This is a genomic window from Paracoccus rhizosphaerae, assembly GCF_026162645.1.
Classification (GTDB): Bacteria; Pseudomonadota; Alphaproteobacteria; order Rhodobacterales; family Rhodobacteraceae; genus Paracoccus; species Paracoccus rhizosphaerae.
In genome coordinates, this window is the sequence record NZ_JAOTBE010000013.1 from 22,840 (window position 1) to 46,373 (window position 23,534).

Here is a 23,534-nt window from a genome sequence, read left to right on the forward strand (position 1 = left end):
ATCAGAGAATGTCCCGCAAGCTGAAGATCGCCATTGTGGATGACGAACCTGACATGCGCGAATCGATTAGCCAGTGGCTGGTCCTCTCGGGGTTCGAGACCGAGACCTTCGCCAGCGCCGAGGACGCGCTGAAGGTCATCGGACCCGACTGGCCCGGCGTGGTCGTCAGCGACATCCGCATGCCGGGCATGGATGGGATGGCCTTCCTGAAACGGCTGATGGCGCTGGATTCCAGCCTGCCCGTGATCATGATCACCGGTCACGGCGACGTGCCGATGGCGGTCGAGGCGATGCGCATCGGCGCCATGGACTTCATGGAAAAGCCCTTCAACCCCGACCGCATGACGGCGCTGGCCAAGAAGGCCACGCAGGCGCGGCGCATGACGCTGGACAACCGCGCCCTGCGCCGCGACCTGTCCGAGGGCCAGCAGGTCATGTCCAAGCTGATCGGCGCCAGCCCGGTGATGGAGCGCCTGCGCGAGGACATTCTCGACCTGGGCCAGGCCGACGGCCACGTGCTGATCGACGGCGAGACCGGGACCGGCAAGACGCTGGTCGCCCATGCGCTGCACGCCGTGGGTCCGCGCGCGTCGAAGAAGTTCGTGCCGGTGTCCTGCGCCGCCTACAACGACGAGGCGCTGACCGCGCGGCTGTTCGGCCCGTTGGAAGACGGCCTGCCGGCGCTGGAGGAGGCGCGGGCCGGAACGCTGTGCCTCGAGGATGTCGAGGCGCTGTCCGAGCCGCTGCAGGCCCGTCTTCTGGCCTTCATCAGCGACCAGGGAACCCCGGCCGAGACACGGATCATCGCGATCAGCAACGCCCGCGGCGAAGGCCGCAGGGCCGAGGATTCGCTGCGGCCCGACCTCTTCTATCGCCTGTCCGCGCTGAAGATCACCCTTCCGCCGCTGCGCGCGCGCGGAGAGGATATCCTGGCGCTCTTTACCCGCATGACCGAACAGTTCAGCGAGGAGTACGGCTGTGAACCCCCGCAGGTCAGCGCGCAAGAGGCCGCGCAGCTGCTGCAGGCGCCCTGGCCCGGCAACATCCGCCAACTGATCAACGTGGCCGAACGTGCGGTGCTGCAGAACCGCCGCGGGACGGGGTCCATCGCCTCGCTTCTGATGGCTGACGGAGAGGACAACCAGCAGGCCACCACCACCGAGGGCAAGCCGCTGAAGGAATATGTCGAGAGCTTCGAGAAGATGCTGATCGACAACACGATGCGTCGCCACAAGGGCAGCATCGCCAGCGTCATGGAGGAGTTGTGCCTGCCGCGCCGGACGCTGAACGAGAAGATGGCGAAATACGGCCTGCAGCGCGGCGACTATCTGTAAGCCGGTCGAAGGCCTTCAGGAAAGGTGGCGGGGGCGGAAATCTCCGCCCCCTGCCTAAGCGATCCCTGCGGTCAACACAAAACTTGCACTCACGAACGCGACGGCAGAAATCGGAAAAAGGTCACTTGGAAAAAGCCGCCCGAACCCAGGCGACGAAACTGATTAAATGTACCGGAGCATCTGGCCGGACGACCGCGCAAAGATCTGGTGGCGATATGGCAAGATGCGACTGCCTCCACTGCTGTGCCCGGGCGGGCCTTGAGGTTCCGCAGCACGACTGGACATGCCGCGAAGCCATGTTCAGACAATAGTCGTGCCAGGCGATGAAATCCAACTGTACATTTGGTTAGGTAAAAGGATATGTCACTGATTTCAGGTGATTAACTGCATGACATGCAAAATGTCGCCTAGACGACAGATGAAGGGCTTGATCACCCTCCGCGGGCAACGCGCTTGCGCAGCGGAACGGTAGAGATTACGCCACGTCCAGCAGCGAAAAGGCACCGCAACATGACCGGCCCGACCGACAAGAAGCTTCACCCGCGCACCCAGGCCGTCCATCACGGCACCCGCCGCAGCCAGTATGGCGAGATGGCCGAGGCGATCTTCCTGACGCAGGGCTTCGTCTATGACAGCGCCGGGCAGGCCGAGGCGCGGTTCCAGGGCACCGGCCCTGACGAATTCATCTATGCCCGCTATGGCAACCCGACCAGCCGCATGTTCGAGGACCGGATCGCCGCGCTGGAGGGGACCGAGGACGCCTTCGCCACGGCCAGCGGCATGGCGGCTGTCAACGGGGCCATGTTCGCGATGTGCAAGCCCGGCGACCATGTCGTGGCGGCCCGCGCGCTGTTCGGCTCCTGCCTCTATGTGCTGGACCTGCTGGCAAAGTTCGGCGTTCAGGTCAGCTATGTCGACGGGACCGACCTGGACCAGTGGAAGGCCGCAATCCGCCCCGGCACGCGGGCCGTCTTCTTCGAGAGCGTGTCGAACCCCACGCTGGAGATCGTGGACCTGAAGGCGGTCGCGGACCTGGCCCATGCGGCAGGGGCGACCGTGGTGGTGGACAACGTCTTCGCCACCCCCGTCTTTTCCCGCGCGGTCGAGCAGGGCGCGGATGTCGTCGTCTATTCCGCCACCAAGCATATCGACGGGGGCGGGCGCGCCCTGGCCGGCGTCATCTGCGGCACCCGCCAATTCGTGCGCGAGGTGGCCGAGCCCTACCTCAAGCATACGGGCGGGGCGATCAGTCCCTTCCACGCCTGGATCATGCTGAACGGTCTGCAGACGATGGACCTGCGCGTCCGCGCCCAGGCCGATGCCGCCGCCCGGATCGCCCGTGCGCTGCAGGGACATCCGCGCCTGTCGCGTGTCGTCTATCCGGGGCTCGAGGACCATCCCCAGCACGATCTGGCGATGCGCCAGATGGGGTCCGGCGGCACGATGATCGCGGTCGAGGTCGAAGGCGGCAAGGACGCGGCCTTCGCGGCGCTGGACCGGATGCGGATCATCAGGATCTCGAACAACCTGGGCGACGCCAAGTCGATCGTGACCCACCCCGCCACCACCACGCACCAGCGGCTGTCAGATGCGGACAAGGCCCATCTGGGGATCACGCCGGGACTTCTGCGCTTGTCGATCGGATTGGAGGATGCGGACGACCTGATCGACGATCTGCGGCAGGCCCTGGAAGTCTGATCACGGATGGGCTGACAAGAGCCGTGGCGATCGCTATATCGGCCGCAACGCACTCGGAGGCCCCCATGACCGAAGCACGCCCCCTGATCCCTGCCTATCCCGCCCTGGCGCGGACCTATGATGGCGATTTCAAGGTCGACCCGGCCTATCGCGAGACGTTGCCCGACCTGCAGAACGGCCCGGCCAGCCTGATCGTGGGTGCGCGGGCCGCCATCCAGCATGTCGGCATCTCGAATTTCCGGCTGCCGATCCGCTATTTGACCCGCGACGGCGGAGAGATCACGCTGGAAACCAGCGTCACCGGCACCGTCAGCCTGGAGGCTGACCGCAAGGGCATCAACATGAGCCGCATCATGCGGTCGTTCTATGCCCATTCCGAAAACCAGTTCAGCCTGTCGGTGCTGGAAGCGGCGCTTGAGGATTACAAGTCCGACCTGGACGCGCTGGACGCGCGGATCCAGATGCGGTTTTCCTATCCGATGAGGGTGGCGTCGATGCGCTCAGGTTTGTCGGGTTGGCAGTACTATGACATCGCCGAGGAGCTTATCGAGAGGCAGGGAAGCCGGCTGCGGGTCATGCACCTGGACTATGTCTATTCCTCGACCTGTCCCTGTTCGTTGGAACTGTCCGAACATGCGCGCGAGACACGGTCGCGGCTGGCGACGCCGCATTCGCAGCGGTCGATCGCCCGGTTGTCGATGGTCATGCAGGGCGCCGAGCGGCTGTGGTTCGAGGACGTGATCGAGATGTGCCGCCGCGCCGTGCCGACCGAGACGCAGGTCATGGTCAAGCGCGAGGACGAACAGGCCTTTGCCGAGTTGAACGCCGCGCACCCGATCTTTGTCGAGGATGCCGTGCGCGCCTTCGCGGCCGAGCTGATCGCCGACCCGCGCGTAGGCGATTTCCGCGTGGTGGCCAGCCATCAGGAATCGCTGCATTCGCATGACGCCGTCAGCCTGCTGACGAGCGGGCCGACATTCGCGCAGAACTCTCTGGACCCGGGGACGTTCGCAGGCCTGCGGGCCTGATTGCGTCCCGCGACCGCCGGGGGGCTTCGCGCCCCCCGGACCCCCCGCGGGATATTTGCTGACCGTCGCAGGAACAGGACGTGAACATCGGGCTTTCCTTGGACCGTCGCCGGTCCTATGTTGAGGCGATGGACCAATATGACGATTCCGAGGATCTGGCAGCGGTGCCCCTGTCGCGGCGGGCGATGTCTGCGCGGCCTGCGCCCTATCTGGACGGGCTGAACGCAGCGCAGCGCGCGGCGGTCGAGGCGCTGGACGGGCCGGTGCTGATGCTGGCCGGCGCGGGGACAGGCAAGACCCGAGCGCTGACGATGCGAATCGCGCATCTGCTGATGCTGGGCAAGGCGCGGCCGGGGCAGCTGCTGGCGGTGACCTTCACCAACAAGGCCGCCCGCGAGATGAGGGAGCGGATCACTCGCCTGCTGGGCGAAACCGTCGAGGGGATGCCCTGGTTGGGGACGTTCCACAGCATCAGCGTCAAGATCCTGCGGCGACACGCGGAACTGATCGGCAATGGCAGCCTGCACCTGAAGCCCAGCTTCACCATCCTGGACACGGACGACCAGATCCGGCTGCTCAAGCAGCTGATCGCCGCCGAGAACATCGACGAGAAGCGCTGGCCCGCGCGGCAGCTGGCGCATCTGATTGACGGCTGGAAGAACCGCTGCCTGACCCCTGCGAACATGCCGCGTGGCGAGGGGGAGGTCTTCGACGGCTATGGCGGCAAACTTTATGCCGCGTATCAGGAACGGCTGCTGACGCTGAACGCCGTCGATTTCGGCGACTTGCTGATGCATTGCGTGACGCTGTTCCAGGCGCATCCTGACGTGCTGCGGCAATGGCAGGACCGCTTCCGGTACATCCTGGTGGACGAATATCAGGACACCAACGTGGCGCAGTACATGTGGCTGCGGCTGCTGGCACAGTCACATCGCAACATCTGCTGCGTGGGCGACGACGACCAGTCGATCTATGGCTGGCGGGGCGCCGAGGTGGGCAACATCCTGCGGTTCGAGAAGGACTTTCCCGGCGCCGAGGTGATCCGGCTGGAGCAGAACTATCGCTCGACCCCGCAGATCCTGGGCGCGGCCTCGGGCCTGATCGCGGCGAACCGGGGGCGGTTGGGCAAGACGCTGTGGACCGATGCCGAGGAGGGCGAGAAGGTCCGCCTGATCGGACATTGGGACAGCGAGGCCGAGGCCCGCTGGATCGGAGAGGAGATCGAGGCCTTCCAGGGCGGGCACCGCGCGGCCTTGGGCCGGGTCAGCCTGAACGACATCGCGATCCTGGTGCGGGCGTCGCACCAGATGCGGGCGTTCGAGGACCGCTTCATGACCATCGGCCTGTCTTACCGCGTGATCGGCGGGCCAAGGTTCTACGAGCGGCAGGAGATCCGTGACGCCATGGCCTATTTCCGGCTGGTCGTGTCCCCCGATGACGACCTGGCGTTCGAGCGGATCGTGAACACGCCCAAGCGCGGGCTGGGCGACAAGGCCCTGCAGACAATCCAGGCGGCGGCGCGCCAGAACGGCGTCAGCCTGCTGGAAGGCGCAAAGATCGCTGTCGAGGAAGGGCACCTGGGCGGCAAGGGGCTGGCCAACCTGCGCGCATTCGTGGCGCTCATCGGGCGCAGCCACGGCGACGTCCTGGACGGGCGCGGCCATATCGAACTGGCCGAGCGCCTGCTGGACGAATCGGGCTATACCGCGATGTGGCAGAACGACAAGTCGCCCGACGCACCGGGCCGGCTGGACAACCTCAAGGAGCTTGTGAAGGCGCTGGAGGAGTTCGAGAACCTTCAGGGATTCCTGGAGCATGTGGCGCTGGTCATGGACCGCGACGACGGCGACCAGGCCGAACAGGTCAGCATCATGACACTTCACGGCGCCAAGGGGCTGGAGTTTCCGGTCGTCTTCCTGCCGGGGTGGGAGGACGGGCTGTTCCCCAACCAGCGCGCCATGGACGAGAACGGCACCAAGGGGTTGGAGGAGGAGCGGCGGCTGGCCTATGTCGGCATCACCAGGGCCGAGCGTCTGGCGACGATCAGCTTTGCCGGGAACCGCCGCATGTACGGCCAGTGGCAATCCAGCCTGCCGTCGCGCTTCGTCGACGAACTGCCCGAGGAGCATGTGGAGGTGCTGACCCCGCCGGGCCTCTATGGCGGCGGATATGGCGCGGCGATGGCCTCGGCCGGGAACACGCGCATGGACGAGCGGGTGGCGAAGGCCGATGTCTACAACTCACCCGGCTGGAAGCGGATGCAGGCGCGGGCGGCCGAACGGCGCGGGCCCATGCACCGCACGCCGGTCACCATCGACGCGTCTCCGGCCAGCCGGTTCACCGTCGGCGACCGGGTCAGCCATGCGAAGTTCGGCGAAGGCCAGATCATGGGTATCGCGGAAGATACGCTGACCGTGCAGTTCGACGCGGGCTTCAAGAACATAAAGGCGGCCTACGTTCAGCCGGCGGGCGGTGGCGACGACGTCCCGTTCTGACGGCGCAGCCGCGACAGGCGGCCGCCCTTCTGCCTGACCCTCGACAGGGCCTGCGCATATTCCAGGTCCATGTCCAGCGACGGATGCTGTTCGGCCAGACGCAGCAGGCGGAAGTGGATCTGCGCCACGCGTTCGTAATAATCGACGAAGGCGTAGTTGATCGCGGCCCCCGTCGCCGCGTCAAGGACCGGAACCGCCTGCGCCCCCAGCTTGGTCGTCAGCCGCGCCGCGAAGGACCCCGCAAAGCGCGAGATAAGTGCCGACACGGTCTGCCCGTTCGTCAGCAGGCGGTTTGCCAGGAACGACTTGGCGGCGGCGTCGCCCTCTTCCCCCGGTTCGCCGAACTGGAATACGGCCAGGCATTCCAGCCGCACCGACGGATCGGTCGTGTCGAAGCCATGCTGCCGCGCGACCTTCTGGATGGCGTTGAAGATCACCGTGGTCGAGGCCACGAGGTCCGGCACAATCCCGACAAGTCCGAACCACCCGCCGGTCGCGCCCGACAGGACCGCCGCCGCGCGATTGGCGATCAGCGGCGCGTCGCGCACCACGCTGATGCTGTCGCCACGGCCCGACAGGTCGTAGAGCTGACGAAACGCGGTCTCGAGCACCTTTTCCAGCCCCACGGGCGACATGCCCATGACGGTCGTCGCCGCGCCTTCGGTCAGGCGGCCGACGGCCTCGACCCCGCGCATCATCAGGCCGCGGCTGCCGATCTGGCTGGCCGCCAGCCGGTCCAGTTCGGCGTGAAGGGTGGTGCGGGGATCGGCGGGCAGGGTCATGGCGGCGCTCCTTCAATCGGTCGACGCGGAACGCGCCTTGCGGGCGCCGGGTTGCAGCGGATCCGACGCAACGGGACGGCTGGCCGCCGCCTTGGGCGGATGCTAGCTTGCCGCCGGACGACAACAGGGACGCGTCAAGGTGGCACTGATCCGGCTGTGGCTGATCGTCTTCGCGCTTCAAGTGGCGCTCTATCTGCTCTTGCGGTTCAGCATCCGACTGCGACAGGTCGAGCGGTTGGAGCGGCGGTGGGACGACCGCCATCCCGGGCAGGGCGACCGGGCGGCGAGGCGCGCCTTCGTGGCGCGGGGCATGGCAAGCTTCGGGCGCAGCCTTCGGGTGCGGCTGGCGGCCGTGGTCTTCGTGTTGCCGACGCTGGCCATCCTTGGCATCGTCGTCCTGGTCAACTGGCAATAGGAGCTGCCGCACCATGTATCACGCCCGCGTCGTCATCGGCGTCCTGTTCGGCATCCTGGTCTTCGGGCTGCTGGACTATACGCTGCCGTCCAAGAACACGGTGCGGATCAGCAACACCTACAACCGGCTGACCTCGATCCCGCCATCGGCCACGATCTTCTGGGCCGCCGAAAGCACCGGCACGGTCGAGAACACGCAGGGCCAGCGCGACGTGCGCTTCATCGACACGGTGCGCCCGAACGGCCGCGTCTTCGTCTATCGCAACGAGGATACGGGCTGGGTCTGGCCGCCCTATTTCAAGTACGACAGCGCCAACCTGCACGCCGAGGCCACCAACCTGCAGTCGACGTCGCGCGACCCGATCTGGGTCAGCATCACCGCCTATGGCTGGCGGATGCCTTGGCTGTCGACCTATCCGAACGCGATCTCGATCAACACGGTGGCGGGGCCGGACGCACGGCCGCTGAACTGGGCGGCGATGCTGATCTGCATCGTGCTTCTGGCGCTGCTGGGCCTGATCTGGCGCGTCTGGGGGCAGGTCACCCGCCGCAACCACCGCCATGGAAGGAGCAGCACATGAGCAATCCCGGCACAGACCTGAACCTGGACTGGTTCAGCGGGCTGCGGATCAACACGCCCGCCGTGGAACGCCGGGCGGCGACGCTGCCCGCGCGGCGCAGCCTGAAGAAGGACCACCAGGCGGCCTGGCTTCTGAACGCGGTGCGCTGCATCGACCTGACAACGCTGGCGGGCGACGATACGCCCGACCGCGTGGCGCGGCTTTGCGCCAAGGCGCGCCAGCCCATCGCGGCGGACCTGCTCGACGCCATGGGCGTCGCCGGCCTGACGACCGGCGCGGTCTGCGTCTATCCGACCATGGTGGCGCCGGCGAAGCGCGCCCTGGGCAACTCTGGCATCCCTGTCGCCAGCGTCGCCACCGGCTTTTCCGCAGGCCTGATGCCCCTGGACCTGCGCCTGGCCGAGATCCGCTATGCCGTCGATCAGGGCGCCGATGAAATCGACATCGTCATCACGCGCGCCCATGTCCTGCAGGGCAACTGGGCGGCGCTCTACGACGAGCTGCGCGCAATGCGCGAGGCCTGCGGCGCGGCGCGGATGAAGGCAATTCTGGCCACGGGCGATCTGAAGTCGCTGGAGAACGTGGCGAAGGCCAGCCATGTCGCGATGCAGGCGGGCTCGGACTGGATCAAGACCTCGACCGGGAAGGAAGGGGTGAACGCCACCCTGCCTGTCAGCCTGGTGATGGTCCGCACGATCCGCGACTTCCATGCGCGGACCGGCATCAAGGTCGGCTTCAAGCCCGCCGGCGGGTTGCGCACCGCCAAGGACGCGATCAGCTGGCAGGTGCTGATGGCCGAGGAACTGGGCCGGGACTGGCTGGCGCCTGACCTGTTCCGGATCGGCGCCTCCAGCCTGCTGGGCGATATCGAGCGCCAGATCAGCCACCACGTCACGGGCCGCTACGCCGCCGCCCATCGCCAAGCGATTGCCTGAGGACCCGACCAGATGAGCCGAGTGAGCGAGATCATGCAGACGATGGAATACGGCACCTCGGTCGAGGACAGCGCCGCCGTGCGCGACTGGCTGGCGCGGCGCGGCACGTTCGGCCACTTCATCGGCGGCAGCTTCACCGATCCGGGCGACCTGTTCGACACCCGCGATCCGTCAACCGGAGAGGTTCTGGCACAGGTGTCGCAAGGCTCGGACACCGACATTGCCGCGGCGGTCGCGGCCGCGCGCGCGGCGCAGGCGGATTGGGCGGCGCTGCCCGGGACCGAGCGGGCGCGATACCTTTACGCGCTGGCCCGCCACGTGCAGAAACGCGAACGCTTCCTGTCGGTGCTCGAGACGCTGGACAACGGCAAGCCGATCCGCGAAGCGCGCGACATCGACGTGCCGCTGGTCGCGCGGCATTTCTATCACCACGCGGGTTGGGCGGAGCTGCGCGACACGCAGTTTCCGGGCCAGGCGCCTCTGGGGGTCTGCGGCCAGATCATCCCCTGGAACTTCCCGCTGCTGATGCTGGCCTGGAAGATCGCGCCGGCGCTGGCGGCGGGGAACACCGTGGTGCTGAAGCCTGCCGAATACACGCCCTTGACCGCCCTGGCCTTCGCCGAGATCTGCCAAGAGGTCGGCCTTCCCGCGGGCGTCGTGAACATCGTGACCGGCGACGGTGCCACGGGGGCGGCGCTGGTGGCGGCCGAGGTCGACAAGATCGCCTTCACCGGCTCGACCGAGGTCGGGCGCGGCATCGCCGCCGCGCTGGCTGGCACCGGCCGTAAGCTGACGCTGGAACTGGGGGGCAAGTCGCCCTTCGTCGTGATGGAGGATGCCGACCTGGACGCCGCGGTCGAGGGCGTCGTCGACGGCATCTGGTTCAACCAGGGCCAGGTCTGTTGCGCGGGCTCTCGGATCCTGGTGGCCGAGGCGGTGGCGGGGCGGTTCGAGACGCTGATGCGTGCCCGCATGGACCGCCTGCGCGTCGGCGCCCCGTTGGACAAGTCCACCGACCTGGGCGCGATCGTCGATCAGGTCCAGAAGGACCGCATCCTGGCGATCTGCCGCGCCGCGGTGGATGCGGGCGCGGAACTGGTCGGCGGCCAGCCGCAGGACGGATGCTTCATCGCGCCGGGTTACCTGCGCAACATCGCCCCCGCCAATCCCGGCATGACCGAGGAAATCTTCGGTCCCATCGCGACGCTCTCGACCTTCCGCACGGCGGACGAGGCGGTCGAACTGGCGAACAACACCCGCTATGGGTTGGCAGCGTCGGTCTGGTCGGAAAGCGCGACGGTGGCGACCGATCTGGCGTCGCGGATCAGGGTCGGGGTCGTCTGGATCAACGGCGCGAACATGTTCGACGCCGCCGCCCCCTTCGGTGGCTATCGCGAAAGCGGTTATGGCCGGGAGGGCGGGTCCGGAGGGATGCTGGACTATCTGGCCGAACTGCCGGTGACGGCTGTGCCGGACGCCGCGCCGTCGGTCCCGGTCGCCGTGCCCGAGGGCACCGCGCCCAAGGGGCAGGGGATCGACCGGACGGCAAAGCTCTACTACGGCGGCGCGCAGAAGCGGCCCGATGGCGGGGCAATGTATGCGGTTCCGGGCGGGCTGGCGCCCCTGGGCGGCCGCAAGGACATCAGGAACGCGGTCGAGGCCGCCGCGAAAGCGGGAAAATGGGCGGCGATGGGCGGCCATGCCCGAGCGCAGGTGCTGTATTACATCGCCGAGAACCTCTCGGCCCGCGCGGCCGAGTTTGCCGCCCGCACCAGCTGGGCCGAGGTCGACGCCGCCATCGCCCGCGCCTTCCACTATGCCGCCTGGGCCGACAAGTTCGATGGCGCAACGGTGCAGGCGAAGCCGGGCCATCTGGTCAACGTCATTCCCGAACCCTTCGGCGTGGTCGGCATCGCCTGCCCGAACGCGCAACCGCTGGCCGGCTTTATGTCGCTGGTCATGCCGGCCATCGCGATGGGCAATGCCGTGGTGGCCATCCCGGCGCAGAACGATCCGCTGGCGGTGACCGACCTTTACCAGGTGTTCGACACCTCCGACCTGCCAGGGGGCGTCGTCAACATCGTGACCGGGCCGAGCGACGACTTGGCCCGGCACCTGGCGGGTCACGAGGAGGTCGCGGCCTTCTGGCATGCGGGGGCGCAGGCGGGGCTGGCGGCGGTGGATCGCGCGGCTGCTGGCAACCTCAAGCCGGTCTGGGCCGTGCCGTCGCGCGACTGGATGGGCACCGACGCACAGGGCGAGGTCTTTCTTCGGAAGGCGACGCGGACCAAGACGATCTGGCTGCCCTACGGGGCGCTTCCCTCGGGCAGCGGCGGCGCAGCATACTGAAACAGGAGGGGGCAGTCTGCCCCCTCTTGGCCTTCGGCCAATTCACCCCTGAGGGTATTTCTGCAAAAGAGATGACCTTTTGCTGTGCGTGGACACCGCGGGGTTAACGCCGCTACCTGCCCCGGATGCGGGGATCCATGGCATCTCGCAGGCCGTCGCCGATGTAGTTCACGCAGAGCACCGTCAACGAGATCAGGAGGCCCGGGAAGATGACCCGCCAGGGATAGAGCACCATCTGATCGACGGCGTCATAGAGAAGCCGGCCCCATGTCGGGAAATCGGGCGGGAAGCCCAGGCCCAGGAAGCTGAGGGCGGATTCGGTGATGATCGCGGTCGCGATGCCAAGCGTGGCCGCGACCATGATCGGCGACAGCACGTTCGGGAGGACATGCCGCAGGATCATCCGGTGCGACGGCGTGCCGATGGACCTGGCGGCCAGGATGAACTCGCGTTCCTTGAGGCCCAGGACGTCGCCGCGAACGATGCGGGCCGCCTGCATCCAGCTGGTCGCCCCGATGGCGCCCACGATCAGGAAGAAGATCCCCAGGGCCGGCCCGAAGGTCTGTGACAGGGGTTCGCGGAACAGGGTGACCATCAGCAGCAGCAGGGGCAGCAGAGGCAGCGCCAGGAACAGCTCGGTTAGGCGCATGAGAGGCGCGTCAAGGCGACGGAAATAGCCCGACGTCACGCCGACAAGGCTGCCGATGAAGATCGCGATGATCATCGCGGTCAGGCCCACCGCGATCGAGACCTGCCCCCCCGCCATCAGCCGCGCCAGCAGGTCGCGGCCAAGCTGGTCCGTTCCCAGGGGATGGGCCAGCGAGAAGCCCGAATTGCGGGCGCGAATGTCGACATAGGTCGGGTCGATGGTCCAGATCAGCGGGCCCACCGAGACGAAGAGGATGATCGAGACGAAGATCACCAGCCCCACCATCGCGCCCCTGTGGCTGCGGAACTGGCGCCAGACGTCGCGCCACTGGCTGCGGGTGACGTCGTCGGGCTGCGGGGGAACCACGGGCGGGCTGATGCCCTCGGGCGTTGCGGCGTTGCCGGCGGCGGCGCGCAGGGGATCGGTGTCGGGGCGGGTCGTGTCAGTCATAGCGGATCCTCGGGTCCAGCACCCCGTAGAGGATGTCTGCGATCAGGGTGAAGACGACGATCAGGATCGCGAAGATGAAGGTCAGCGTCAGCACCATGGGAATGTCGTTGCCGTGGATGGCCGAGATCAGGAGCTGTCCCAGGCCGTTCACCTTGAACACCTGTTCGGTGATGATCGCGCCGCCGAAGACGGCGGGCAGGCCCAGGGCGATGACCGTCACGACCGGGATCAGGCTGTTGCGAAGCACATGCTTCAGCACCACGACGCGTTCGGATAGCCCCTTGGCGCGGGCGGTGCGGACATAATCCTGGCCCAGGTTGTCCAGCATCGACGACCGCATGAAGCGGCTGATCTGAGCAGCGTTGTAAAGCGCCAGCACCGTCACCGGCATCACCATCTGGCGCGCCTGCTGCAGGAAGCTGTCCCAGTCCGTGACCTCCAGCGTGGTGTCATAGACCGACGGGAACCACTGCAGGTTCACTGCGAAGATGATGATCAGCACGACCCCAGTGAAGAAGGTCGGCATGGAAAAGCCGATCATCGACACGAAGGTGCCGATCTGGTCGAACCAGCTGTATTGGCGATAGGCCGACAGGATGCCGATGGGGATCGCGATCAGGATGCCCACGACATAGGACATGCCCACGACCGTCAGCGTCTGCGGCAGACGCTGCGCGATCACGTCGAAAACAGGGCTGCGCGACTGGAAGCTGATGATGCGCTGCATTCCTTCGCTGAAGGAGGTGCCGAACAGCTGGTCGGTCCAATGAAGCGGCTCGACCCAGAAGAACTGTTTCAGCCAGAGGACATAGCGGATCGGCCATGGGTCGCCCAGGCCAAGCGCTTCTCGCATGCGTTCGCGGACTTCTGGCGGGACGGTCAGGGGCACGTCGGCCAGCGGATCGCCGGGCGAGGCTTCCAGAAGCAGGAAGATCACCAGCGAGATGAAGAGCAATGTAGGTATCGCCAGCAACAGCCGGCGGATCGTGAAGTTCAGCATGGCGCCTCGGTCGGATGAATGTCAGCCACGGTCCGTCCCCCCATCGGGATGTCGCGGGCGCGCGGCACCCGGAAAGAGGGGCGCCGCCCCGGTCCGTGAACCGGGACGGCAGGAACGGTCATTCCTGGATGCGGTACCAGTCGGCCACGTTCCAGGTTTCGCTGTCCCAGGCGTTCAGCGCCACGCCGCCAAGCGTGTTCGAATGCGCCGAGGCGGTGCCGCGGTAGACGATCGGGATGATCGCGTTGCTGTCCTTGGTCAGCATGTCGTTCATCTTGCGGCCCATCGCGGCGCGTTCGTCGGCATCGACGATGCCCTCGATCTCGTCCACCATCCGGTCGTATTCCTCGTCGCAGAAACGGCTGATGCCTTCACCCTGCCACTGGTTCGCGGGCGAGGGCGCCTTGTCGCAGGTGTGCTTGGCCAGGTAGGGGGCCGGGTTGGTGCCGTCGAAGTTGTCGGCATACATCTGCACGTCGGCATAGAACTTCTGCAGCGTGTCGGGCGAACCTGCGTCCGACCCGAAGAACACCGACGCATCGACGGTCTTCAGTTCGGTCTCGACACCGATTTCCGACCACCACTGCTTGATCAGCGCCTGAAAGTCCTGGCGCACGGCGTTGACCGAGGTCTGGAACAGCATGCTGAGCCGCACGCCGTCCTTTTCGCGGATGCCGTCGGGTCCGCGGACCCAGCCTGCCTCGTCCAGAAGCGCGTTGGCGCCCTCGATGTCCTGGGTCAGGCATTCGGTGTTGTCGGATGCCCAAGCCTCGGGGGCGGGGACATAATTGCAGGTCGGCTGGCCGGCCGGGCCATAGCCGATCTCGACCAGCAGGGCGCGGTCGATGGCCATGGACAGCGCCTTGCGCACCGCCGGATCGGTCAGGAAGGGGTGCGGATGGGCGCGGGTCGACCGCTCGCCCTCGGGCAGCGACGACGAGGGATCGGTCAGGTTGACGTGGATGCGTTCCACCAGACTGCCGAAGGCGGCCGAGACCTTGCCGCGGCCGGCGGCCTCCATCCCGGCGATGACGTCGGGGGCCAGCTGGGTGTTCCAGGCATAGTCGAACTCGCCCGTCTCCATCACCGAACGCGCGGCACCTGCCGCGTCTCCGCCCCCCTTGACCAGCATCGTCGCGAAGGCGGGCTTGGCCGGGTCGCGGTATTCGGGGTTGGCTTCCAGGGTGATCGTGTCGTTCGTCAGGAACTCGGTCACGCGGAAGGCGCCGGTGCCGACGGGGTTGAAGTTCTGCTCGGTGCAGGTGGGGGCGTTCGCGCCGATGCACTGTTCGAACTGCGCCTTCTGCAGGATCGGCGACTGGCCGCCCACGAAGGCCGAAAACGGGTCGGGACGCGGCGAATCAAAGTTCACGCGCACCGTATGCGGATCGACCGCTTCGATCGAGGTCACGCCCTCGAACTTGGCCAGCTGCGAACAGCCGCCCTCGGGATGCATGCAGTATTCGCCGGTGAACACGACATCCTCGGCGGTGAAGGGCGTGCCGTCGGACCACTTGATGTCGTCGCGCAGCTTCCACGTGACCGAAGTCAGATCCTCGGATATGCCGCCGTTCTCCAGCGACGGGATCTCGGTCACCAGGCGCGGGAAGATGTTGCCTTCGGTGTCATAGCCGGCCAGCGGCTCAAGGACCAGGCTGCCGGCAATGATCTCCTTGGTGCCGCCCGACAGATACGGGTTCATCGTCGAGGGCGCCTGCCACATGATGATGTTCACCTGCCCGTCGCTGCCGCGTTCGGCAAAGGCGGCAGGGGCCATCGCCAGCGATGCGGCGGCACCCATCAAAACGGTTCTCAGTTTCATTCCAATCTCCTGTTGGGTGTTCGGACCCGCGGGGGATCTTCGTCACCTTACAGCCATTCTGGGGCTGCTTTCTTGTCCTGGTCCCGGTGGCCGGGCTGGTCGTTCGTGTCGTCGTCATCCCTGCGGAATGGCCGCATCATCGGACGAAGCCCGTTTGGAAAGCAAGACCATTCGCGCCGGACGTGACGCGCCGTTTCGGCTTTGACTTTCCGGGGGCAGCGGCTAGCCTTCCGGCTTGAGCGCTGTGAGGAAACTGTCATGCTTGATGAAAAACCGCTTGTTTCCATTGAGAAACTGCGCGTCGAATTCGAAACCAACGATGGTGTCGTGGTGGGCGTCAAGGATGTCAGCTTCGACATCAAGCCCGGCGAATGCGTCTGCGTGGTGGGCGAATCCGGGTCGGGCAAATCGGTCAGCTCGTTGTCGCTGATGCGGCTGGTGGAATTCGGCGGCGGCACCATCGCCGACGGCCGGCTGATGTTCGAAAAGAACGACGGGCAGGTGATCGACCTGGCCAGCCAGGGCAGCGCCGCGATGCGCGACATCCGCGGCAACCAGATCGGCATGATCTTCCAGGAACCGATGACGGCGCTGAATCCGGTGTTCACCGTCGGCGACCAGTTGGTCGAGGGGCTGATCGCCCATCGCGGCCTGAAGAAGGCCGAGGCCCGCGCCCGTGCGCTGGAGATCCTGCGGCAGGTCCGCATCCCCGAACCCGAACGGCGGCTGGACCAGTATCCGCACGAACTCTCGGGCGGAATGCGGCAGCGCGTCGTCATCGCCATCGCCATGGCCTGCGAACCGCGCCTGCTGATCTGCGACGAACCGACGACCGCGCTGGACGTGACCATCCAGGCCGAGATCCTGGCCCTGATCGACCGGCTGAAGCGCGAAAAGCAGATTGCCGTTCTTTTCATCACCCATGACATGGCGGTGGTCGCGCAGATGGCAGACCGCGTCGTCGTCATGTACCGCGGCGACAAGGTCGAGGAGGGCCCAGTCGAGCAGATCTTCGAAAATCCGCAAATGGATTACACCAAGATGCTGTTGGCCGCCGTTCCCCGTCTGGGGGAAATGACCGGCAAGCCCGCCCCCGAACGCCTGCGCCTGATGGGCGACGGCAGCCACGCCGCGCCCGAGCCGATCATCGTGGCCGATCCGAAACCGCTGCTGACCGTCAGGAACCTGACCACGCGTTTTGCCGTCAAGGGCGGCGTCCTGCGCCGCACCGTGGCGCGCGTTCACGCGGTCGAGGATGTCAGCTTCACCATCAACGCCGGAGAGACGCTGTCGCTGGTCGGCGAATCGGGGTGCGGAAAATCCACCTGCGGGCGGTCGATCCTGCGGTTGGTCGAACCCGAATCCGGCAGCGTCGACCTGGGCGGCACGGATGTTCTGGCCCTGTCTCAGCGGGCGCTGAGAAAGGCACGGCGCGACATGCAGATGATCTTTCAGGACCCGTTCGCCAGCCTCGATCCGCATATGAAGCTTTACGATCAGGTGGCCGAGCCCATGGAGAACTATGGCATCGGCAGCCGCAGCGAACGCCAGGACCGGATCGCCGCCCTCTTCGACCGGGTCGAACTGCCGCGCAGCTTCATGCGCCGTTACCCGCACGAGATGTCGGGCGGCCAGCGCCAGCGCATCGCCATCGCGCGCGCCTTGGCATTGAACCCCAAGCTGATCATCGCGGACGAGGCCGTATCTGCACTGGATGTGTCGGTTCAGGCGCAGGTCCTGAACCTGCTGATGGAGCTGCAGCAGGACCTGGGCATCTCGATGCTGTTCATCAGCCACGACATGGCCGTGGTCGAACGCGTCAGCCATCATGTCGGCGTGATGTACCTGGGCCGCATCGTCGAGATGGGCACAAGGCAGCAGGTGTTCGAGAATCCGCAGCACAGCTATACCCGGCAGCTGATGTCGGCCGTGCCGGTCGCCGATCCGCGCCAGAAGAAGATCAGCGAGGATCTGAACTTCCGTCCGATCCCGTCGCCCATCCATCCTGTCGATTACCAGGCGGTCCCGTCCGTCTACCGCGAGGTGTCGCCCGGTCACCGGGTGCTGGTCGATCCGGTGACCCACTCGTGAAGGCTGCCCCGCCGATCGGCCCCGACGCCACGCCCCGACATCGCGCCGCGCTGCCCGACGCCGCGGATGTCGTCGTCATCGGCGGCGGGATCGCTGGCGTCACCACGGCGCTTTACCTAGCGCGCGACGGGCAGCGGGTCGTGCTGTGCGAAAAGGGCGTGATCGCGGGCGAGCAATCCAGCCGCAACTGGGGCTGGGTCCGCGCGCAGGGCCGTGACGAGGCCGAGATCCCCATCATGCTGGAGGCGCGGCGACTGTGGGCGTCGCTGGCGCAGGAACTGGGCGACCGGATCGGCCTTGCCACCTGCGGCGTCAGCTTCCTGGCGCCGGATGATGCGGCGATGGCGCGGTACGAGGCCTGGCTGGAGGTGGCGCGGCGACACGGTCTCGACAGCCGTGTCATCGGACGCAATGCGTTGGCGCGCGACCTGCCGAACGCCGCTGGCTGGGCCGGGGCGCTGCAGACGCCGTCCGACATGCGCGCCGAGCCCGCCCATGCGGTGCCCGCCATCGCGGAACTGGCCGCGGCGGAAGGGGTGGTCATCCGCGAACATTGCGCGGTGCGGACGCTGGACATGCAGAACTGCCGCGTCACCGGCGTCGTGACCGAGGACGGGCGTATCGCGGCCGATCGCGTCCTTCTGGCCGGCGGGGCGTGGTCGGGCCTCTTTGCCGGCAATGCAGGGCTGAGGCTGCCGCAGCTGTCGGTGCGCGCCACCGTCGCCGCGACCGAACTGATGACCGAGTTCTGGCCCGGCGCCGCAACCGATGCGAACTTTGCCTTCCGCCGGCGGGCCGACGGGGGATACACGCTGGCGCCCGGCATGGCCCATGACTTCTGGATCGGGCCGGCGGCGGTGTGCAATCTGCGGACCTATCTGCCGATGATCCGGCGAGACCTGCGCCTGACGCGCCTGCAGGGCGGCGCGCCGCGTGGCTATCCCGACGCCTGGACCACGCCCCGCCGCTGGCGCGCCGACAGGCCCTCGCCGTTCGAGGCGATGCGCGTGCTGTCGCCCGACCCGAACCCCCGCCGGGTGGCGCGGCTGCAGGACGACTTTGCGGCCGCCTTTCCGCAGATCGGCCGCCCCCGTATCCGGGCGGCCTGGGCCGGCATGATCGACACGACGCCCGACCAGGTGCCGGTGCTGGACGAAACCACCGTTGGCGGTTTCTATATCGCCACCGGGCTGTCGGGCCACGGCTTCGGCATCGGGCCGGGGATCGGCCGCGTCATGGCGGACATGATGCAGGGCCGCGCCCCCGCCCATTACCTGCGCCGCTTCCGCTTTGCCCGTTTTTCGGACGGCTCGCCCATAGAGCTCGGGCCGGACCTGTAAAGCCCGCGCAGCCCTCTTGCAGAACGTGCAGGAAATCGCCAACCTGCGTCCCGAAGGAGAACATCATGCCCGTCAAGAACCGTTTCGCCGAACTTCTGCCCGAGATCACCGCCTGGCGCCGGGACTTCCACGAACATCCCGAACTGCTTTATGACGTCCACCGCACCGCCGGTCGCGTGGCCGAACTGCTGCGCGAATTCGGCTGCGACGAGGTGACCGAGGGCGTGGGCCGGACCGGCGTCGTGGGTGTCATCAAGGGCAAGACCGACAGCAAGGGCCGCGTCGTGGGACTGCGCGCCGACATGGACGCGCTGCCCATCAGCGAGCAGACGGGCGTGGAATATGCGTCCAAGACGCCGGGCAAGATGCATGCCTGCGGCCATGACGGCCACACCGCGATGCTGCTGGGCGCGGCCAAGTACCTGGCCGAGACGCGCAACTTCGATGGCACCGCCATCGTGATCTTCCAGCCCGCCGAAGAGGGCGGTGCCGGGGGCGAGGCGATGGTGAAGGACGGCCTCGTCGACCGCTGGAAGATTGACGAGTTCTACGGCATGCACAACATGCCCGGCATGCCGGTGGGCCAGTTCGCCATCAAGCCTGGCGCGATGATGGCCGCCGCCGATCAGTTCGACATCACCGTGACCGGCAAGGGTGGCCACGCCGCCAAGCCGCATGAATGCATCGACACGACGCTGACCGCGGCGCAGATCATCGTGGCGGTCCAGTCGGTCGTCGCCCGCAACATCGACCCGCTGAAGAACGCCGTGATCTCGGTCTGCGTGGTCAGCACGGATTCGACGGCGCACAACGTGATCCCGCAGGTGGTCAAGCTGAAGGGCACCGCCCGCAGCCTGGACCCCGGCGTCCGCGACCAGCTGGAGGAAGGTATCAAGCGCGTCGCCACCAACATCGCCGCGGCGATGGGGGCGAAGGCCGATGTCGATTACCAGCGCGGTTATCCGGTGACCATGAACGACGAGCAGGCGACGGACTGGGCGGCAGACGTGGCGCGCCAGATCTCGGGCGACATCAACATGGACATGCAGCCGATGATGGGCGGCGAGGATTTCAGCTATATGCTGAACGAACGCCCCGGCGCCTATATCTGGGTCGGCAACGGCGACACGGCGATGGTCCACCACCCGGCCTACAACTTCAACGACGACGCGATCCCGGCAGGCTCCAGCTGGTATGCCGGCATGGTCGAGGCACGCCTGCCCGCCGCCTGATGTCGCAGGGCGCGTTCGCCCTGTCGCAAACGCGATTGTCTTCCCCGGACAATCGGACGAAATGGTCGGACGGCGCGGGGCAGGACCCCCGCGCCACGACAACAAGGGGACGACCGACGCATGAAGAGCTATACCCTGCGCGTGACCTGCGCATCGACCCGCGGCATCGTCGCGGCGATCTCGGGATTTCTGGCGGACGCGGAATGCAACATCACCGACAGCGCTCAGTTCGACGATGTGGAAACGGGCCGCTTCTTCATGCGCGTCAGCTTCCGGTCGGAAGGGGCCGCGACCCTGGAGAGCCTGCGCGAGGGATTTGATAACATCGCGGCGCGGTTCGGCATGGAGGCCGAGATCAGCGACGACAGCGTCAAGAAGAAGGTGCTGATCATGGTCAGCCGCTTCGGGCACTGCCTGAATGACCTGCTCTATCGCTGGCGCATCGGGGCGCTGCCGATCGACATCGTCGGCGTCATCTCGAACCACCACGAATACCAGAAGGTTGTCGTCAACCACGACATCCCCTTCCACATGATCCGCGTGACCGCAGACACCAAGGCCCAGGCCGAGGCGCAGCAGATGGAAATCATCGAGCAGACTGGCGCTGAACTGGTCGTGCTGGCGCGCTACATGCAGGTGCTGTCGGACCGCATGTGCCAGGAGATGTCGGGCCGGATCATCAACATCCACCATTCGTTCCTGCCTAGCTTCAAGGGCGCGAACCCCTACAAGCAGGCGTACGAGCGGGGCGTGAAGCTGATCGGGGCGACCAGCCACTATGTCACCGCCGACCTGGACGAGGGTCCGATCATCGAGCAGGATACCGCCCGCGTGACCCATGCCCAGTCGCCCGGCGACTACGTCAGCCTGGGCCGCGACGTCGAGGCGCAGGTGCTGGCCCGCGCGGTCCACGCCCATATCCACGGCCGGGTGTTCCTGAACGGCGCCAAGACGGTGGTCTTCCCCCCGTCCCCCGGCAGCTATGCCAGCGAGCGGATGGGCTGATGTCCCCTACTGGGCGGCCGGCGCATGCCGCTGGTCGCCCAGGCCCTGTTCCGCCAGGACGCGGGTCGCGAACTCGTTTGCGGTCGGCGCGATCCGCGCATGAACCGGCGTGCGGGCACAGGTCTCCCACCAGAGCCGGTAATGCGCCAGGTCGAACGCCTTGATCGACTGGAACGGGTTCAGCTGCACCTTCTCGGCCCCTGTCGCCTTCAGATGGGTCAGCACCATCTCCTCCTGCCCGGCCGTCAGGCGCAGGTGGAACGGCTTGGCGACCTTGCCCGCGAAGTGGGCGACCGCCGGCCGCAGGGCCGTGTCGCGGCGCGTCGCCTCGTGGAAGCGGAAGTTGTAGCGGTCATGCGCCTGAACATAGTCGCTGCCATGCGCCAGCGAGAAGAGCCCCTGGTCGCCGAATGACAGGTCCAGCTTTTCCTGCGCCCAGGTGGCGACGTCGAGGTAGGTCTGGATGGAAAGGCCGTCCCGACGGGCCCGGTCCAGGTTGATGACCATGGCGCCGCTGTTCACGATCCCCTTCGAGATGCGCAGGATCCGGTCGTTCGACGCGCCGCGCGCATGCGCCTGCCGCGCCGGCCCCGCGATCAGCGGCGGGCTGTAGGGCGATTCCCGGCAGGCCGCCACAAGGCGTCCCAGAAGCGGCTGGTTCAGGAAGGGCAGCAGGTCGTCGGTGACAAGGATGTCCAGCGGGTCGAGGAACAGGACGCGCCGCAGGTCGCCTGGCAGGTGCTGGTGGGCGACCAGCCACAGGAACCGCGCGCCGAACGGCCGTCCGCCCAGTTCGCTCAGCTGCATGAAGCCCTTGTTGTCCGTGACGTGGACCAGGCGCAGCTCCAGGTTGGGCAGAGTGTCGCAGAACCGCGCCAGTTCGGCCAGCTTGTCGGGGCCAAGGTGCAGGTGGAACAGCCAGAACCGGACATGGTCACGCGGATGGCTCTCTGACAGCGACAGAAGCATCACCTGCAGCACATCGAGGTTGTTGCCGCCGATGGCGGTCATCACGTCCAGCCGCGCCGGTGCGCGGGCGCCACCGTGCCGGCGTTGCTGATAGGCGTCGAGCCCCCGTGTCCAGACCCGGGGCATGTGGCGAAAAGCCCGCTTTGCAAGCGGGCGCAGGTGCGGCAGGGGCATCGGGACCGGGGGGTTTGAAGGTGGCTGGGGCGGGGCCCGCGCATCATGCGCAGGCCCCGGCCGATCTGCAAGCCGCCTCGCGGCGGAGGGTCCCCGAAAACCGTTACTGCGGGATCTGGGCGTCGATGCCTTCGACGAAGAAGTTCATCGACTGCAGGTCCTGGTCGCTGGCGACCTCGCCCTCGGCCAGCCATTCGGTGCCGTCCGCCTTGTTCAGCGGGCCGGTGAACGGGTGGTATTCGCCCGAGCCGATCTTGTCGCGCAGCGCCTCGGCCTCGGCCTTGACCTCGGCGGGGACGGCGTCGGTGATCTCTCCGATGACGACCTCGCCGTCGCCGATGCCGGCCCAGCTGGAGCCGCTTTCCCAGGTGCCGTCCAGGACCTCGCCCACGCGCTTGATGTAGTAGGGCGACCATTCGTCGATGATCGAGGCAACGCGGGGGCTGGGCTTGAAGGCGGCCATGTCGCTGGCCTGGCCAAATCCGATGGCGCCGGCTTCCTGCGCCTTGGCAAGGGGTGCGGTCGAATCGGTGTGCTGCAGGATCACGTCCACGCCTTCGGCCAGAAGGGCGGATGCGGCCTCGGCCTCTTTCGCCGGATCGAACCAGCTATAGGCCCAGACCACCCGCATCTCGACATCCGGGTTTACCTTGCGGGCATGGATGAAGGAGGAGTTGATGCCCTGGATCACCTCGGGGATCGGGAAGGACCCGATATAGCCGATCTTGTTGCTTTCAGTCATGCGGCCCGCGATGGTGCCGATGACCGCGCGGCCCTCATAGAAGCGCGCATCATAGGTCGCGACGTTCTCGGCGGTCTTGTAGCCGGTGGCATGTTCGAACTTCACGTCGGGGAACTTGGCGGCGACGTTCATCACCGGGTCCATGAAGCCGAAGCTGGTCGCGAAGATCAGCTTGTTGCCGGCCAGCGCCAGCTGGGTCAGGGCGCGTTCGGCATCGGCACCTTCCGGCACGCTTTCGATGAAGGTGGTCTCGACCCGGTCGCCGAACTCTTCCTCGACCGCCTGCCGGGCCAGGTCGTGCTGATAGGTCCAGCCGCCGTCGCCCACGGGGCCGACATAGATGAAGCCGACCTTCAGCGGCTCGTCCTGGGCCATGGCCGGTGCGGCCAGCGCCATGATCGCCGCCGAGGCCGTGGCAAGAAGGGTTCTGCGTTGCATGTTCGT

The 23,534-nt window shown here is 66.8% G+C and carries 18 protein-coding genes; 12 read left to right on the plus strand and 6 right to left on the minus strand.

Features of this window, described 5'->3' with window-relative positions:
* The first annotated feature begins 8 nt into the window (after positions 1-8).
* From OC184_RS07090 to OC184_RS07105, 4 genes are all read left to right on the plus strand, one after another.
* A complete protein-coding gene (locus OC184_RS07090; protein ID WP_265506487.1) occupies positions 9-1,334 on the plus strand; it encodes a sigma-54-dependent transcriptional regulator in 1,326 nt (441 codons plus the stop codon).
* A 510-nt stretch (positions 1,335-1,844) separates the two neighbouring features.
* The gene (gene metZ / locus OC184_RS07095; RefSeq protein ID WP_265506488.1) at positions 1,845-3,032 is read left to right on the plus strand and encodes an O-succinylhomoserine sulfhydrylase; all 1,188 of its coding nucleotides are present in this window, start codon (positions 1,845-1,847) and stop codon (positions 3,030-3,032) included.
* A 65-nt stretch (positions 3,033-3,097) separates the two neighbouring features.
* The gene (gene folE2, locus OC184_RS07100) at positions 3,098-4,060 is read left to right on the plus strand and encodes a GTP cyclohydrolase FolE2 (RefSeq protein WP_265506489.1); all 963 of its coding nucleotides are present in this window, start codon (positions 3,098-3,100) and stop codon (positions 4,058-4,060) included.
* A 128-nt stretch (positions 4,061-4,188) separates the two neighbouring features.
* Positions 4,189-6,555, plus strand: a complete 2,367-nt coding sequence (locus tag OC184_RS07105; RefSeq protein ID WP_265506528.1) for an ATP-dependent helicase — start codon at positions 4,189-4,191, stop codon at positions 6,553-6,555.
* Here the strand turns inward: OC184_RS07105 and OC184_RS07110 are convergent.
* On the minus strand, positions 6,519-7,337 hold the full coding sequence (locus OC184_RS07110) for an EcsC family protein (protein WP_265506490.1): 819 nt from the start codon (positions 7,335-7,337) through the stop codon (positions 6,519-6,521). The genes OC184_RS07105 and OC184_RS07110 overlap by 37 nt on opposite strands.
* A 139-nt stretch (positions 7,338-7,476) precedes the next feature.
* Here OC184_RS07110 and OC184_RS07115 point away from each other — a divergent pair, with 139 nt between their 5' ends.
* Genes OC184_RS07115 through OC184_RS07130 form a run of 4 tightly spaced genes read left to right on the plus strand, consistent with a single transcriptional unit; the run spans position 7,477 to position 11,616 of the window.
* Positions 7,477-7,752: a hypothetical protein gene (locus OC184_RS07115; RefSeq protein WP_265506491.1), complete on the plus strand. Its 276-nt coding sequence runs from the start codon at positions 7,477-7,479 to the stop codon at positions 7,750-7,752.
* 13 nt (positions 7,753-7,765) lie between these two features.
* The gene (locus OC184_RS07120; RefSeq protein ID WP_265506492.1) at positions 7,766-8,332 is read left to right on the plus strand and encodes a DUF1523 family protein; all 567 of its coding nucleotides are present in this window, start codon (positions 7,766-7,768) and stop codon (positions 8,330-8,332) included.
* Positions 8,329-9,267, plus strand: coding sequence for a deoxyribose-phosphate aldolase (gene deoC / locus OC184_RS07125; protein WP_265506493.1), 939 nt, complete (start codon positions 8,329-8,331; stop codon positions 9,265-9,267). Before OC184_RS07120 ends, deoC begins: the two co-directional genes overlap by 4 nt.
* A 12-nt stretch (positions 9,268-9,279) precedes the next feature.
* Positions 9,280-11,616 (plus strand): aldehyde dehydrogenase family protein, encoded by a 2,337-nt coding sequence (locus OC184_RS07130; protein WP_265506494.1) that lies wholly within the window; start codon positions 9,280-9,282, stop codon positions 11,614-11,616.
* A 112-nt stretch (positions 11,617-11,728) separates the two neighbouring features.
* Here OC184_RS07130 and OC184_RS07135 read toward each other — a convergent pair whose 3' ends face one another.
* The 3 genes from OC184_RS07135 to OC184_RS07145 form a co-directional block, all read right to left on the minus strand.
* Entirely contained in the window at positions 11,729-12,715 is a 987-nt protein-coding gene (locus OC184_RS07135) for an ABC transporter permease (RefSeq protein WP_265506495.1), read from the minus strand.
* Positions 12,708-13,715 carry an ABC transporter permease gene (locus tag OC184_RS07140; RefSeq protein ID WP_265506496.1) on the minus strand — a complete coding sequence of 336 codons (1,008 nt, stop codon included), beginning with the start codon at positions 13,713-13,715 and terminating at the stop codon, positions 12,708-12,710. The genes OC184_RS07135 and OC184_RS07140 overlap by 8 nt, the downstream gene beginning before the upstream one ends.
* Positions 13,716-13,833: 118 nt before the next feature.
* A complete protein-coding gene (locus OC184_RS07145) occupies positions 13,834-15,537 on the minus strand; it encodes a peptide ABC transporter substrate-binding protein (protein WP_265506497.1) in 1,704 nt (567 codons plus the stop codon).
* 258 nt (positions 15,538-15,795) lie between these two features.
* Here OC184_RS07145 and OC184_RS07150 point away from each other — a divergent pair, with 258 nt between their 5' ends.
* The 4 genes from OC184_RS07150 (at position 15,796) to purU (ending at position 21,205) form a co-directional block, all read left to right on the plus strand.
* The gene (locus OC184_RS07150; RefSeq protein ID WP_265506498.1) at positions 15,796-17,628 is read left to right on the plus strand and encodes an ABC transporter ATP-binding protein; all 1,833 of its coding nucleotides are present in this window, start codon (positions 15,796-15,798) and stop codon (positions 17,626-17,628) included.
* Positions 17,625-18,968, plus strand: a complete 1,344-nt coding sequence (locus OC184_RS07155) for an NAD(P)/FAD-dependent oxidoreductase (RefSeq protein ID WP_265506500.1) — start codon at positions 17,625-17,627, stop codon at positions 18,966-18,968. Before OC184_RS07150 ends, OC184_RS07155 begins: the two co-directional genes overlap by 4 nt.
* 65 nt (positions 18,969-19,033) lie before the next feature.
* Positions 19,034-20,200 carry a M20 aminoacylase family protein gene (locus OC184_RS07160; protein ID WP_265506501.1) on the plus strand — a complete coding sequence of 389 codons (1,167 nt, stop codon included), beginning with the start codon at positions 19,034-19,036 and terminating at the stop codon, positions 20,198-20,200.
* A 120-nt stretch (positions 20,201-20,320) separates the two neighbouring features.
* A complete protein-coding gene (gene purU, locus OC184_RS07165; protein WP_265506502.1) occupies positions 20,321-21,205 on the plus strand; it encodes a formyltetrahydrofolate deformylase in 885 nt (294 codons plus the stop codon).
* A 6-nt stretch (positions 21,206-21,211) separates the two neighbouring features.
* Here purU and OC184_RS07170 read toward each other — a convergent pair whose 3' ends face one another.
* Together OC184_RS07170 and OC184_RS07175 are read right to left on the minus strand one after the other, a co-directional pair.
* Positions 21,212-22,300, minus strand: a complete 1,089-nt coding sequence (locus OC184_RS07170; RefSeq protein ID WP_265506503.1) for a glycosyltransferase family 8 protein — start codon at positions 22,298-22,300, stop codon at positions 21,212-21,214.
* A gap of 151 nt (positions 22,301-22,451) precedes the next feature.
* The gene (locus tag OC184_RS07175; RefSeq protein ID WP_265506504.1) at positions 22,452-23,528 is read right to left on the minus strand and encodes a BMP family ABC transporter substrate-binding protein; all 1,077 of its coding nucleotides are present in this window, start codon (positions 23,526-23,528) and stop codon (positions 22,452-22,454) included.
* Positions 23,529-23,534 lie beyond the last annotated feature (6 nt).